Source organism: Runella aurantiaca (assembly GCF_003339505.1).
GTDB classification, from domain to species: Bacteria; Bacteroidota; Bacteroidia; order Cytophagales; family Spirosomataceae; genus Runella; species Runella aurantiaca.
The window spans coordinates 132,548-146,315 of the sequence record NZ_QPIW01000009.1 but is presented as its reverse complement, the minus strand read 5'-3'; the positions used below and the strand labels follow the sequence as shown (position 1 = coordinate 146,315).

12 protein-coding genes are annotated in these 13,768 nt (G+C 46.6%); 4 read left to right on the top strand and 8 right to left on the bottom strand.

Annotated elements, in window-relative coordinates; translation table 11 throughout:
- Nucleotides 1-6 precede the first annotated feature (6 nt).
- The 5 genes from DVG78_RS13250 to DVG78_RS13230 form a co-directional block, all read right to left on the bottom strand.
- The gene (locus DVG78_RS13250; RefSeq protein WP_114461556.1) at nucleotides 7-1,164 is read right to left on the bottom strand and encodes a hypothetical protein; all 1,158 of its coding nucleotides are present in this window, start codon (nucleotides 1,162-1,164) and stop codon (nucleotides 7-9) included.
- Between the two features lie 124 nt (nucleotides 1,165-1,288).
- Nucleotides 1,289-1,945: a hypothetical protein gene (locus DVG78_RS13245; protein WP_114461555.1), complete on the bottom strand. Its 657-nt coding sequence runs from the start codon at nucleotides 1,943-1,945 to the stop codon at nucleotides 1,289-1,291.
- Nucleotides 1,946-1,959: 14 nt separating this feature from the next.
- On the bottom strand, nucleotides 1,960-3,009 hold the full coding sequence (locus DVG78_RS13240; RefSeq protein ID WP_114461554.1) for a C1 family peptidase: 1,050 nt from the start codon (nucleotides 3,007-3,009) through the stop codon (nucleotides 1,960-1,962).
- 279 nt (nucleotides 3,010-3,288) lie between these two features.
- On the bottom strand, nucleotides 3,289-3,933 hold the full coding sequence (locus tag DVG78_RS13235) for a response regulator (protein WP_114461553.1): 645 nt from the start codon (nucleotides 3,931-3,933) through the stop codon (nucleotides 3,289-3,291).
- Between the two features lie 55 nt (nucleotides 3,934-3,988).
- A complete protein-coding gene (locus DVG78_RS13230) occupies nucleotides 3,989-5,779 on the bottom strand; it encodes a sensor histidine kinase (RefSeq protein WP_114461552.1) in 1,791 nt (596 codons plus the stop codon).
- Nucleotides 5,780-5,918: 139 nt separating this feature from the next.
- Between DVG78_RS13230 and DVG78_RS13225 the strand changes: the two genes are divergently transcribed.
- The gene (locus DVG78_RS13225; protein WP_114461551.1) at nucleotides 5,919-6,683 is read left to right on the top strand and encodes an alpha/beta fold hydrolase; all 765 of its coding nucleotides are present in this window, start codon (nucleotides 5,919-5,921) and stop codon (nucleotides 6,681-6,683) included.
- A complete protein-coding gene (locus DVG78_RS13220) occupies nucleotides 6,680-7,378 on the top strand; it encodes an SAM-dependent methyltransferase (protein WP_114461550.1) in 699 nt (232 codons plus the stop codon). The genes DVG78_RS13225 and DVG78_RS13220 overlap by 4 nt, the downstream gene beginning before the upstream one ends.
- A 60-nt stretch (nucleotides 7,379-7,438) precedes the next feature.
- Here DVG78_RS13220 and rho read toward each other — a convergent pair whose 3' ends face one another.
- Nucleotides 7,439-9,253 carry a transcription termination factor Rho gene (gene rho, locus DVG78_RS13215; protein WP_114461549.1) on the bottom strand — a complete coding sequence of 605 codons (1,815 nt, stop codon included), beginning with the start codon at nucleotides 9,251-9,253 and terminating at the stop codon, nucleotides 7,439-7,441.
- A gap of 433 nt (nucleotides 9,254-9,686) precedes the next feature.
- Here rho and yidC point away from each other — a divergent pair, with 433 nt between their 5' ends.
- Nucleotides 9,687-11,567: a membrane protein insertase YidC gene (yidC, locus tag DVG78_RS13210; protein WP_114461548.1), complete on the top strand. Its 1,881-nt coding sequence runs from the start codon at nucleotides 9,687-9,689 to the stop codon at nucleotides 11,565-11,567.
- 124 nt (nucleotides 11,568-11,691) lie between these two features.
- Here the strand turns inward: yidC and hisS are convergent, their stop codons facing one another.
- A complete protein-coding gene (gene hisS / locus DVG78_RS13205; RefSeq protein WP_114461547.1) occupies nucleotides 11,692-13,053 on the bottom strand; it encodes a histidine--tRNA ligase in 1,362 nt (453 codons plus the stop codon).
- Between the two features lie 192 nt (nucleotides 13,054-13,245).
- Between hisS and DVG78_RS30230 the strand changes: the two genes are divergently transcribed.
- Nucleotides 13,246-13,395 carry a hypothetical protein gene (locus DVG78_RS30230; RefSeq protein WP_013929369.1) on the top strand — a complete coding sequence of 50 codons (150 nt, stop codon included), beginning with the start codon at nucleotides 13,246-13,248 and terminating at the stop codon, nucleotides 13,393-13,395.
- On the opposite strand, the gene DVG78_RS13200 is transcribed toward DVG78_RS30230, so the two are convergent.
- The gene (locus DVG78_RS13200) at nucleotides 13,392-13,700 is read right to left on the bottom strand and encodes a hypothetical protein (RefSeq protein ID WP_114461631.1); all 309 of its coding nucleotides are present in this window, start codon (nucleotides 13,698-13,700) and stop codon (nucleotides 13,392-13,394) included. The genes DVG78_RS30230 and DVG78_RS13200 overlap by 4 nt on opposite strands.
- Nucleotides 13,701-13,768: the final 68 nt, after the last annotated feature.

The following is a 13,768-nucleotide window of genomic DNA, read 5'->3' as shown; positions in this document are numbered from 1 at the left end:
CCCGCGTTAGCGACAACTCGGGCTGGCTTGTACAAAGTATTTTTTGTTGTTCAACAACACACTCGTTCCGTTGGGTGCCGTGGCCACCGTAAACCGTGAAGTGTTTCCGTTGCGGTAATTAAAAACCAAAATTACCTGATTCCCTTCTGCCCCCACACGCCACGTACCCGAGCCGCCCCCTTGCGTCACGGCCGAAAAATCACCCCCAAAGCCTCCCGAACTGCTCGCCGACGTATCTCCTCCCGAAATAAAAGTGCCGTTGGAGCATAAATCAAAGGTTTGTTTTTCGGAATAGCCACTTCCCGTATAGAGATACAATAACTGCTTACCATTGAGCCGATTGCGCCATTGCTCGGCGGCGGGAGAGGTTTGCGGCTTGCTGAAAGTCGCACTCGCCGCCATTGATTTGAGCGTTTGCGGCAGTTCGGTTGTGTGCTCTGCGCGCGGTGCAATGGTCGTGAAAGTGACCCCACCCCCGTAGGGCGACAACAAAGAGAGGATTGTCAACACGGCGGGTGTGCCTTGCATGGTTCCTTCGTAGGTTGCCAGCACTCCGTTGGAGCCATAACGCTCTTTTCGGACCTTCAAATAGGTATTGGAAGCGGCATCATTTTGATCATAAATATCATTTAGAATAGCCTGAATCGTTGGATACGCATGAGGCGAAACGGACAGAACGGTCTGCTGTCCCGAGCGCAAGAAAGAGTACCCACCGTTTTCTTGCCCCTGCAAATTCCAGCCCGCAGGGCTATTAAAACTGTATCCCGAAGCACTTGTGTACATTTTACCAAAAGCTCTTGCGGCCGTTGGCGTGGTGGCCTGAGGCTGAGCGGGTTGCGCCGCCGCCGTTGCAGGCCTTGTACTGGGAGCATTGGAAAAGGAAGGCGTCACCGAAGTCCGTTTCATCGGGATGGTCACTCCCTGCGTGGTGATAAAATATTCCCCCAATAATTTCCCCAACGAAAATTCAATATCTTGTCCGTTGTCAGAATAAGTTCCAGATACCCCCGCCACTACTCGATTGGCCACACAGTTATAGCGCTTTCCCTCGGCGGTAAACACGCCTTCATAGCGATTGTTACGCTGCGTAATGTTGAGTAAAATATCGGCCTGTTCGGCCTTGAAAGTGCCCACGTACGGGTCAGGATTTTGCGCAAAAGTCATTAATTGAATACATCCCAAACATATTAACATAAGCACCCAAAAGGATACTCTAGCGGGAAAACGTTTTATGAACACGTATCTATTCATCGGGTAAAAGTTTTAGTTCTGTTTTTAAATATATACCTCATTGCACATTGATTCGAACGTGGTCAGAAGAAATTTTTTCACCATTTCGCAGGGTCACTGTCACGCGCAAGTATTTATGGGCATTCTGGGCAATCATCCTCATTCCATTGGCTTTGAATCGAAACGAATAAGGTGGTTTGCGTTTATTATCAGGCCAATCCAGCCGACCAATCGGCTTTTCTCCCGGCAACCCCGGGCGATTTTCGACAATTTCGACGGGGATTTCGAGCATTTCCTGACGCAGTTTTTTGGTGGCCGCCAATTGCGGACGAATAAAATCAGCATCGTCCACCAACTGCGGCTTGGCGATAGTTACCGTCGGGGAGGTATAAAGGCCCAACCACCCTAAATAAGCATCAGGAGGACAATTGTCGGGGGTTGAAGAGGCCCTCAGACAATTGGGCGACATGCGGGCCGCTTCCACATAAATATACTGTATCTGGTCTCTAAGCAGGCGTGCATTATTGCTTTTCAAGACTACTTCCACCGTCAGCGGGTCGTTTTCGCCGATGGTTTCTGCGCGGGCTCTGTTCAGGCAACGATTGGGAGTGTTGGTCAGACAAATGCTTACTTTCTCAAAGGAAACATCCGATTGAGCATTGAGGGAAGTTTGTCCAAAAGTGAGCAAAAATATCCCAAAAATGATTTTTTTCATGCTGGAGATTTGGGTTAGTTATTGGTCCACGTTTTTTTCCCACTTACCCAAACTGAATTAAAGCCGATGCCGTTGTGGCGGTATTTTACCCACGCGTAGCCGTCATTTCCCCAACCCGTTCCCCACGAATTACGGACCAACCACGCCCCTCTGTTGTTGTCCCAGCCCACAATGACCACGGCATGATTTACGTCTTCGGCCTTGAAATTTTGCGGGGCAATTTCGTCAAACACCTCGTCTTCGTTACCGCCATAACTACAAAATGCATCCGTTGCCACAATGCCGCAGGTCACCGCGCCATAGCGCAGGATGGCCCTTTTGATGGCCGTGGCATCGTCCATGTTAAAGGGATTTGCATCCAACCACGACCACGCCAAAAGTTTGTGTTTCCGTCGCGGTACGTTGTCGCGGCAACGGTTATTATCACGAGCATCGTATTCATAACGGGTTTCGTACAACACCCCAAACAACTGCATATAGGTCATTGCTCCTTCAGAGAAAAAACCTGAGCAACCATCAAACGCGGGTGTAGCGCAGTCAACTAGCTGTTGTTCAGCCAAATTGGTACTATAATTGTATTTCTTACGAAAACTTATTTCGGCCGCTCCACAGGCTGCAAAAGCCCAACAGCTACCGCAACTTTCCTGATTTCGGATGGCGGGGAGATTAGGCGTTCTAAACACTGGTGGCGGTGGGGCCGACGAAAAAGTGGTTACATTACCACCTTCTCCCGATTCGCTCAACGATTTATTGGCGGCCTCAATTTGCTTTTGCATCTTATCGGCCGTTAAGGTTTTGTCGACTTTGTAACCCGTAATTTTAGTCAAATCAGCCCCCAAAACAGAAGTTACCCGGGGGGTAAACGAAAACTTTTTGGCCTGGGCCTGCGACTTCAACTGGGTTAGCTTGTTTTTCTGCAACGGCGAAGCGTTTTGCATCAGCAACTGTAGATTCACTTTCCTCACGGGAGTTTCAGGCTCTTGCTCTTCTTCCTCTTGAGCAAAACCACAGAAAACGCTTCCCATACAAAGCAACAGAGCGGGCAACAAGACATTGAATTTCATAAGCAGCTTGGATTTAAAGTATTCATTAAACGATTTTGAATGACTCAAAAGTAGTGCTTTCCAGAAGCCCTGTAAACTACTAAATCAAGTAGGCAGAAGGCGGAATTGAGGCAGACTAAACACAACAATGGGCAGACGTAAAGCCTGCCCCTACATTACATTTTATATTTATTGTTTAGCGGTTTTCGGTTAAGAGATAATAGTAAGCCTGCCCTTACATTTCATTTTACATTTATTATTCTGCTGTTTTTCGGTTAAAAGTTAATAGTAAACTTGCCTCTATAAACTGGTCAATTGCTGACGCAGAGCTTTAGAAATGGCCTCGGTGGCCGAGTTGACGTGCAGTTTACGGTAAATATTTTTGAGGTGGAAATTGACCGTAGAAATGCTTATTTTGCATTCATCCGCAATCAATTTATAGCTTAGTCCCCTCACCAAACACCCCAACACTTTTTGTTCCGTCGGGCTGAGTTCATGGTATTCTTCCTTGGGAGCGGCGGTATTTTGCCCCTGAAACATCGTCAATACTTTACGGGCTATCACAGGTGACATCGGCGCTCCGCCCTGCGCTACCTCAATGATAGCGTCCAAATAACGTTCGGGAGAAGCATCCTTTAAAATATACCCCGAAGCGCCCGCACAAATCGCCGCAAAAATACGCGCATTGTCTTCAAAAACGGTCTGCATTAAAATTTGAATCTCTGGGAAACTCGCCTTGATGGTACGCACCGCCTCAATCCCCGATATGCCGGGCATTTGAATATCCATCAGCACCACGTCGGGTCGGTCGCGTTTCATGACTTTCAGGGCATCGTTTGCATTGGCGTAGGCTCCTGTCATCAACAGCCCTTCACTGTTTTCGATGGTTTCGGACAGCAGTTCCCGAATTTCTTTTATATCCTCAAATAGCGCAACACGTATCATATTGGGTGGGTTTATCATCCGTAAATTTGAGAATAAAACGTATGCCTGTCAACTGTTAATTCAAGTAGGCCGACGCCCGAAAAATTAATTCTATGTACGTGCCTGATTCGGGCGATGATTGCATTGACAAATCGGCTCTGAGCGCTTCTGCCCTTTTTTTAAAGTTTTTAAGTCCATTGCCTTCGGTAGCCTGCGCAATATTAAATCCATGTCCATTATCGCTGATTAACAGTTTTAAAACCCCGTTTTTTTTCTCGAAATGCACCTTTGCGTGCGTAGCCCCTGAATGTTTGGCAATATTGTTGACCGCCTCCTTAAAAAATAAGAACAAATTGCGTCGCTGGTCAATAGGAAACTGTTCATTGCGAAGGTTGTCATCAATCAAAAGTTCGAATTCAATCTGTCGGGCGCCGAACGTATCCTGCGCAAACGTCACCATCCGGTCTACCCATTCTTCGGAGGTATCGTTGTGCGGATTAATTTCCCAAACTGCCTCCCTGACCAAACGCATTGCTTCTCGGGAGCGCTCACTGATTCGCCCAAACATCTCCGCCAACTCGGGGTCTTGCTTCTGTGCTTTTCGGCGATTAAGTTCCGAAAGCATCGTTAGACTGCTCAACGAAGCCCCCAAATCATCGTGTAGATTGATTGAAATCTCATCTCTCATCTGTTGCTGACGAAGCCTTTCGAGTTGCATCGACCGTAGCCGATACCCCAACGCCAGCGAAAACAGAACGATTTCAAACATAGACCCCGCCATAAGGTAATAATCTTGGTTGTCGGCGGAAATCCAACCCAGATTTTTCATCCCTACCACCAACACCGCCACTGAGAGCGTACCTGAAGCCAGCAAATACAATTGAGCCATTTTTGAACCCGCCCACGCCAAGCCAATAGCGCTGTAACACTGAATGCCAACCATTACGGCAGCGGCGGTAATAAAAACCACGTTGATGTATGAATTATACCAAAACAGGCAAGCCGTAAAACCCACCGCAAAGACATAAGCGGCGGTTTTCATGAACAGTTTTAGCCAAGGAAAGCGTTTATACGGGTCCAAAAAAGCAAGCGAAAAGAACGTCAGAAATACGCCCGAGATACCCAAAAAAAAGATGTGAGAACGGTCATTAAACACGGAGTTGCTCCAAATATACTGATAGCCAAAACCGTACAAACAAAATTGAAATGCCCCAAAAAACAGCACATAAAGACAATAATGGCCATAAATTGAATCGCGGGTCACGAACCATAAAAAGAAATTATACAGCGTAATGAGCAAAATAAACCCGAAATAAATCCCCCAAATAAGGTTTTTGCCCGCCAAATGCGCGTACAGCTGATGCTCTTCCCAAAACATCAGCGGTAATTTCAAATCCTCGGTCGAAACCGCCCGTAAATACAGGGTATACGATTGATTAGACGCCAAAGGGAGATTGAAAATGGGGCTTCGGTCGGGGATAGAATAAGCGTCAAAAGGTAACGCATCCCCTAACTTTTGGGTGTAAACCATTTTTTGGTCATGAATCACGTACAACGTCACGTCGTTCAAGCGGGGGTTGTCAATTTCCAAATACCACTGATTTTCTCCCGTTTTCAGCACATTTATTTTCATCCAAACAACCGAAGCCGTATACCCACTGTTCGGGATGGTCGACACCGCTCTTTTAAAGGGTATTTTTTGAAGGGTTTGAAGGGTAAAAATCCCTTCCGAATCCTCCAAAACTCCGCACATCAATCCCACTGAAACAGATTCTTTTGAGGAGCTTAGCTCAATGCGTTCCTGAGCTAAGGTGGGTATACTAATGAGCCAAATCAAAAAAAGTAAGAAAGCAATTCTGGTATTCATTTGAACTAATCAAAAAGTAACTTTTCAATACTTTCCAAAAGTTACTAATTTTGTTCATATACCAATCAAATACGTTGGTTTTAGCCAATATCCCCTTTTGGTGGGGTTTGGTCATCATCACCACGATTTCAGACAATCCATGCAACTTTTCTTTCGTCAAGTCGGGACAGGACGTCCCATGGTAATCTTGCACGGCCTCTTTGGCTCGTGCGACAACTGGCTCACCATCAGCAAAGTAATTGCCGACCAAGGCTTTTCGGTATACGCCGTCGACCAGCGCAACCACGGGCGTTCTCCACACGCCCCTACGCATTCTTATCCTAAGTTAGCCGATGATTTACACGAATTTATCCAACAACAGGGACTGGAAAAACCCATTTTGGTCGGACATTCGATGGGTGGCAAAACCGTAATGCAGTACGCCATGCAGTATCCTGATGCATTCAGTCAGTTGGTGGTGGTTGATATTGCCCCGCGTTCGTACCCAGTACACCACGCCGAAATCATTGCGGGCTTAAAAGCCATTCCTCTGGCTTCGTTGCAAAGTCGTAACGAGGCCGATGCAATTTTGAGTCAGTACGAGTCGATTCCGTCGGTACGGCAGTTCTTGCTCAAAAACCTCTACCGCAACGACGATGGCGTTTTTGCGTGGCGACTCAATTTGCCCGTCATTGAAGCAAACATCGAAATCATCGGGCAAGACCTCATCAACCCGCGCATCGTGACCGAGCCCACGCTCTTTATGCGTGGCGAAAAATCTGGTTACGTCCGGGATAAAGACCTTCCCACCATTCAGCATCTTTTTCCTAACTCCACCGTTGACACCATCGAAGGTGCAAGCCATTGGGTGCAGGCCGAAAAGCCCGAAGCATTTGTGCAATCGTTGGTTAACTTTTTACAATGAAATTATTTCTGATTCCCACGCCCCTCGCCGACGATACCTCTGCCGATGTACTCTCTGCCCAAGTTTCCGAAAGCGTCAAAAATCTTGATGTATTTTTTGCCGAAAACCTACGTACCGCCCGGCGTTTTATTAGCGGCCTTAAACTGGGGAAAGTCATTGATACCCTGACTTTTTACGACCTCAACAAAGAAACCCCCGAAGTCGAAACGCTGGCTCAACTCAAAGCTTTGTTGAAAGAAGGCAAAAACGCGGGTGTATTGTCAGAAGCGGGCTGCCCGGGCGTGGCTGACCCTGGCGCAACCGCCGTGAAGATAGCGCATCAACTCAACATCGAAGTGGTGCCGTTGGTGGGTCCGTCGTCCCTTTTATTGGCCCTTATGGCCTCGGGACTGAATGGCCAATCGTTTGTGTTTCACGGCTATTTGCCCATCGAACGCGCCCAACGGGTAAAAACGATTAAGTATTTGGAGAAAGAGGCCATGGCGCGCAAACAAACCCAGTTGTTTATCGAAACACCTTACCGAAATAATCAGGTAATGGAAGATTTACTGATTCATTGTGAGCCTACCACCCGCCTCTGCGTAGCCTGTAACCTGACGGCTCCTGACGGATTTGTCAAAACGCTTTTTGTCAAAGACTGGAAAAATAAACCCTACGATTTGCACCGAAAACCTACCGTGTTTTTGATTGGCTAAAAACACGCCGAGCCGCAACGTGTTGCGGCTCGGCGGTTAATGAAAATCCACTTGTATAGCTTATCGGTTCATTGAAACCAGAAACTCTTCGTTGCTGCGGGTACCTTTCATGCGGTCGAGCAGGAAGTCCATCGCTTCGTTGGGATTCATGTCAGACAAGTGCTTACGCAGAATCCACATACGTTGTAGGGTTTCTTTGTCAAGCAACAAATCTTCCCGGCGCGTTCCTGAAGCCATCACGTCAACGGCAGGATAAATACGTTTGTTGGCCAAACGACGGTCAAGTTGGAGTTCCATGTTACCCGTTCCTTTGAATTCTTCAAAGATTACTTCGTCCATTTTTGAACCCGTATCAATCAAGGCCGTGGCAATGATGGTCAGCGAGCCACCGTGCTCCACGTTACGAGCCGCTCCAAAAAAGCGTTTGGGTTTATGCAAGGCGTTGGCATCCACCCCACCCGACAGGATTTTACCCGAAGCGGGAGTGACGGTATTGTACGCCCGCGCCAAACGCGTAATTGAGTCTAGCAGGATGACCACATCGTGGCCACATTCTACCATTCGTTTGGCTTTTTCGAGCACCATGCCCGACACTTTTACGTGGCGGTCGGCCTGCTCGTCAAAGGTAGACGAAATCACTTCGGCCCGCACACTGCGTTGCATATCGGTTACTTCCTCAGGACGCTCGTCGATAAGAAGAATAATTAAATAAATTTCGGGGTGATTGCGCGTAATGGCGTTGGCTATCTCTTTCAACAACACGGTTTTACCCGTTTTGGGTTGGGCCACAATCATACCACGTTGGCCTTTACCGATAGGGGCAAACAAGTCCAATACCCGCGCCGAGTAGTTGTCGGCTTTGCCGCTCAACTTGATATGTTCTTCTGGAAATAAAGGCGTTAAATACTCAAACGGAATACGGTCACGAATTTCTTCGGTGGTTTTTCCGTTGACAGTTTCAACGCGGAGCAAGGCAAAATATTTTTCACCTTCTTTGGGCGGTCGAACCGAGCCACGAATACTATCGCCCGTTTTCAAACCAAAAAGTTTGATTTGTGACGGTGATACATAAATGTCATCGGGGCTGGCGAGGTAGTTATAATCGGCCGAGCGCAGAAATCCGTACCCGCCATCCGACATAATTTCGAGCACCCCTTCGTTGACAATCAGTCCGTCAAATTCTTTTACGTAGTTATTATACTGACGTTTGATTTTGTTGTGGACCTCATCGCCCCGATATTCACGAGGGCGTTCTTCGGGTTTGGGTGGGCCAACCTCCGCTACCGGCTCTACTTCGAGGCTTTCCGTAATAAAGGAAGTATCCAGAAATTCTTCTTCGGGCAAATCAATTTTAAGATCACCGAAATCTTCTCCTTCTTCCATCAACGAAGCGGGCACCATTTCTTCTGAAATGGCGGCAGGTTCTTGAGGAACAGCCACTTCCGCAGGGGCATTGAAAAAGGAAAGTTCAGGCTCGTCTTCTTTTTCTTTTTGTATTCGTTGACGCTTTGAACGTTTATCGGAGTTGTCTGACACAAATGAATGAGATTGTGAGCGTTTGTGGGCAATAGGCATCTGCTTTACTGGCTCTTCTGCTTTTTTCACCACTTTTTCTTCAACGACGGGAGCCGAAGGAATAGGCATCTCTTCCTCTTTAGGAACAGAAGGTGCAGGGGCAGGCGTACTGCTGGCCGGTTTACGAGCGCGCTTGGGCGGAATAACAGCTTCGGAAGCCGCTGATGCCGTTTGCTGTTCGAAAATTCGGTTAATGAGGTCTTTTTTAGAATACTTGTTTTGGTCTTTGATACCGAGTTGTTCGGCAAGTACCCGTAGCTCGGACAGGAGCTTGAGGTTAAGATCGTCAATGCTGAGCATAAAATAGAGGAGAGTAAAGAGAATCTTTACGCAAGAAAATCGTTGACTATTAAGTGTTTAACAATTAGAGAGCAAACCAGGAAAATATCTGAATGTAAGCTGAAACTGAACAAGAGAGGCGGTATTTGGATGAACCGGTATCAGATTGTAACCGCAGTACTGCCAGAAAGTTTCGCAATGATAACTCTTTAACGTGATTGTGTCAAGAAAATTTTCAGCTATTATTAATTTTTTAACTGTACAAGTTAAATTTTCGGTAAAATATTACCGCTTATCCTTCCTTCAAGTGCTATTTCTTGAAAACTCACTAACTTTGCAGCCGTTTTAAAAAAAGATAGTTAAACGTTAAAGTTTAACGGGTAATCAGAAAAAAGCAACAAACTGATTTACGGCTAACGGACAACGTGTAACATATAACGTCAAAACCAAACAAATGGAGAGAAATCAAATCATTGGATTAGCGCTGATTATGACGATGCTGATTGGGTACCAGCTCTTGGCCCCAAGTCCTGAACCAACCAAGCCTAATCCTGCGGAGCAAGCCAAAAACGCACCGAGACCCGCGGCCACGGCTCCGGCCCAAAAGAAATTGGATTCCATCACGGCCCAAGCGGTCTATGGTGACTTTGCAAGTGCGGCGCAGGGAACGGCCCGCGACATTGTCGTAGAAAACGACGATGTGCGTGTTACATTCAGTACCAAGGGCGGAAATGTCAAAGAAGTATTGCTCAAGAAATACAAAACGTACACGCTGCAACCCTTGTATCTGATTGATGAACAAAGCAGTGCTTTCAGCCTTGAACTTCCTACCAACAAAGGAACGGTTAATCTTTCGGAGTTATATTTCACCACCGATGCACAAAGCCAAACCATCACCGCTGGCAAATCCGCAAAAGTATCGTTTCGCCTGCCAATGGGCAACAACCAGTATGTAGAGCAAACCTACACCATACAAGGTAACGGTTACCTAATTGATTATGATGTGCAATTGGTCGGACTAGACGGGCTTGTCAAAAATGAGCCTACACGCCTTGTGTGGCAAGACAAACTCAAACAACTCGAAAACGATATGGCTGAAAACCGCAAAGTAGTGACCACCAATTACTACTCAGAAGGTTCTCTTTCCAACATCGGTGTTGGCCAAAGCGAAAATGTGGAAGAAAAAATCGAACAACCTGTTTCGTGGTTTTCGCACAAAAACAAGTACTTCCTAACGGCATTCATTACAAAAGGCACGGCACTGAGCAACGTAACCCTAAAATCACTGGTGGATGCTACGGATACGACCTATATCAAAACCATGCAAAGTGAGGGTTCGCTGGCCACGGCAGATTTGAAAGCTGGCAAAGGGAACTTCCAGTTATTTTTCGGGCCTAACGATTATCAGGTGGTAAAAGAAGTAAAAGCTGCCCCTGATTTTGGCGACAACGTAGACCTAGGCTACGCTATCCTGAAGCCGCTCAACAAGTTCTTCTTTGTTCCGATGTTCAACTTTCTGGAGAAATTCTTCAGCAATTACGGAATTTTAATCATTGTTCTGGTACTGATTGTCAAGCTCGTGATGACGCCACTCGTGTATAAATCGTACGTGAGTATGGCCAAGATGCGAATGCTAGCGCCTGAGTTGGCGGTGATACGCGAAAAAGTGGGCGACGATGCCGCCAAAATGCAACAGGAGCAAATGAAACTCTACCAGCAAGTAGGCGTCAGTCCGTTGAGCGGTTGTATTCCAGTATTGGCAACGATGCCAATTTTGATGTCGTTGTTCTTTCTGTTTCCTAACTTGATTGAACTTCGTCAGGAGGCTTTCTTGTGGGCAAGCGACCTTTCTACCTATGACGCACCCATCAAGTTGCCTTTCTCGATTCCGTTCTACGGTGCGCACGTGAGTATTTTCACCCTGGCCATGACGGTTTCACAATTAGTGTACGCATGGTATAACAACCAAATCACGCCAACGCAAGTACAGCAGCCAGGTATGCCCGATATGCGCATGTTGACGTACTTCATGCCTGTCATGTTTATGTTTATCATGAACTCGTTTCCTGCGGGTCTGAGCTTTTATTATTTGGTTTCCAACGTCGTGACCATTCTTCAACAGCAGATTATTCGTCGCTTTGTAAACGATGATAAAATCCGGGCGATTCTGGAAGAAAATCGCAAGAAGATTGCATCGGGCGTGAAAAAGAAATCGAAGTTCTCCGATATTCTAGAGCGCTCCATGAAAGCCGCTGAAGAAGCTAAAAAACAATCGGACGATGCCAAGAAACAAACTGAGGCAAAACGCCAACAATTAAAGAAGAAAAATCCCTAAGAATTACGGAGTATGAATAACAATAAAGGCTGCGGAGTATTACTTCGCAGCCTTTATTGTGTTGAGGAAAACGTTATTTTTTACTCCAAAGGTAAGTCATCCGTATTCAGGTAAACATCTTTTGTTAGGCAATGCGGTCCAATATCTCCGCCAAAGTCAATTTCTGCTGCTCACCCGAATGCATGTTTTTGAGAGATAATACTCCCGTTTGAATTTCTTCTGAGCCGATAATTAACACGTACGGAATGCGTTTGCGGTCGGCATAGTCGAATTGTTTTTTGAGTTTTGAGGCATCAGGATACAGCTCGGCGTTGACGCCCGCTTCGCGCAATTGGCGCAATACCCCCAATCCGTAGGCTTCGGCGTCGGCGTCAAAGTTCGTAATCATCACTTGGGTAGTAATAGATTGATTTTCAGGAAAAAGCTTCAACTCTTCCATCACATCATAAATACGGTCTACGCCAAACGAAATCCCCACACCCGACAGCCCGGGCATTCCAAACGTCCCCGTCAGGTTATCGTAGCGGCCACCGCCCGAGATACTTCCCATTTGTACTCCGTTGGCTTTTACTTCAAAAATAGCCCCAGTATAATAGCTTAAACCACGCGCCAGTGTCACGTCCAATTGCAGTTGGGGAGACGGCAAGCCAAAGTTCGTCACTTTGGTCCAAACTTCTTCCAACTCTGCCACCCCTTTGGAGCCGATTTCGGAGCCTGCCAGCCATTGGCGGAGATTGTCGAAAATATCGGTTTGATTGTTGGCTAATTCATAAATAGGCTGCAATTTCTCAATCGCCTCGGCTGAAAAGCCACGCTCCAAAAGCTCCTGCTCGACTTTTTCTTTGCCGATTTTATCCAATTTATCAATCGCCACGCACATCGGCCCTTCCTGTCCCGGCGCACCGATGATTTCGGCGATGCCGCTCAAAATCTTACGATTGTTGATTTTTACGGTAAAATCCAACACGCCCAATCCACGCAGCACTTCATGAATCATCAGCACAATCTCGGCTTCGCACAGCAGAGAATCTGTCCCAACGACGTCGGCATCACACTGATAAAACTCCCGATAACGTCCCCGCTGCGGACGGTCGGCCCGCCATACGGGCTGAATTTGGTACCGCTTAAAGGGCATCACCAAATCGCTGCGGTTCATCACCACAAACCGGGCAAAAGGCACCGTCAGATCATAACGCAATCCTTTTTCAGAGACTTTGAGGGTGAGTTTTTTGTGACCTTCCTGCCATTGGGCTTCGGTGAGGCCCTCGGCAAAATTGCCCGAATTAAGAATTTTGAAGAGGAGTTGGTCTCCTTCATCGCCGTATTTACCCATCAGCACCGAAAGATTTTCAATGGCAGGCGTCTCGATAGGCTGAAACCCATAACGTTGAAAAATACGGCGAATGGTATCAAAAATATAGTTACGCTTGGCCATCTGCGCGGGCCCAAAATCGCGCGTTCCACGGGCCAGAGAAGGTTTACTCATTATTTTCGTGGTTGGTGATTAGCAGTTCGTGGTTGGTGAGTAATAGTCACTATTCACAAGCCACTCCCAACTATTAAACCGCAAAAGTAGCATCCTCTTTGAAAAAAATAGGCGCATGGTTTATTTTTTTCGGAAAGAAGTCCGTATTTTTGCGGCTCAATTTTAGAATCAACATTAAAAGATAATACTACAATGGGCGTGACCAAACTTTTGCGCAAAGCAAAGCGCAACGTAATGATTCCACAAAACAAAGAGGCTCTTATTAAGCACCGCACGTGGAAACCAGAAATTAAGAAAATTGACATCGAGGCAATCAAGGCAGAGTTTGCCGCCAAAGCCTAGCCAATTTTGCCGCCTTGAGCGGCATTTTTCTTTTTAAGGGCAGTTTCAAACTCCTTTTGCATTTTTCTCAATTTCCGGCGCACTTCCTGACGGTATTGGTATTGTACGCGAAAAATAACGGCTTGACCAAACAGTGAAATACCCGCATTGATGACGATTAAGCTATACGTTCCCATCAAAAACCATTGTCTGAAAGGAGCGTTGGTATGTTTTAAATGCCCTGCCTCACTAAATACACACAGTCCGTACCCAATCACGACCAAACTTGTCGGGGCCAACAGGAGCCACTTTGTTCGGGAGTTCATGCGTTTTACCAATTTTTGGCCGGGTGGTTTTGACGTTTTCGGAATCATCTTTGTGGTAGGTGTCTTTA

Excerpts from the sequence above, each read along its gene's own strand:
- DVG78_RS13250 (WP_114461556.1), bottom strand. The coding sequence starts at position 1,164 with ATGACTTTTGCGCAAAATCCTGACCCGTACGTGGGCACTTTCAAGGCC.
- DVG78_RS13245 (WP_114461555.1), bottom strand. The coding sequence starts at position 1,945 with ATGAAAAAAATCATTTTTGGGATATTTTTGCTCACTTTTGGACAAACT.
- DVG78_RS13240 (WP_114461554.1), bottom strand. The coding sequence starts at position 3,009 with ATGAAATTCAATGTCTTGTTGCCCGCTCTGTTGCTTTGTATGGGAAGC.
- DVG78_RS13235 (WP_114461553.1), bottom strand. The coding sequence starts at position 3,933 with ATGATACGTGTTGCGCTATTTGAGGATATAAAAGAAATTCGGGAACTG.
- DVG78_RS13230 (WP_114461552.1), bottom strand. The coding sequence starts at position 5,779 with ATGAATACCAGAATTGCTTTCTTACTTTTTTTGATTTGGCTCATTAGT.
- DVG78_RS13225 (WP_114461551.1), top strand. The coding sequence starts at position 5,919 with ATGCAACTTTTCTTTCGTCAAGTCGGGACAGGACGTCCCATGGTAATC.
- DVG78_RS13220 (WP_114461550.1), top strand. The coding sequence starts at position 6,680 with ATGAAATTATTTCTGATTCCCACGCCCCTCGCCGACGATACCTCTGCC.
- rho (WP_114461549.1), bottom strand. The coding sequence starts at position 9,253 with ATGCTCAGCATTGACGATCTTAACCTCAAGCTCCTGTCCGAGCTACGG.
- yidC (WP_114461548.1), top strand. The coding sequence starts at position 9,687 with ATGGAGAGAAATCAAATCATTGGATTAGCGCTGATTATGACGATGCTG.
- hisS (WP_114461547.1), bottom strand. The coding sequence starts at position 13,053 with ATGAGTAAACCTTCTCTGGCCCGTGGAACGCGCGATTTTGGGCCCGCG.
- DVG78_RS30230 (WP_013929369.1), top strand. The coding sequence starts at position 13,246 with ATGGGCGTGACCAAACTTTTGCGCAAAGCAAAGCGCAACGTAATGATT.
- DVG78_RS13200 (WP_114461631.1), bottom strand. The coding sequence starts at position 13,700 with ATGAACTCCCGAACAAAGTGGCTCCTGTTGGCCCCGACAAGTTTGGTC.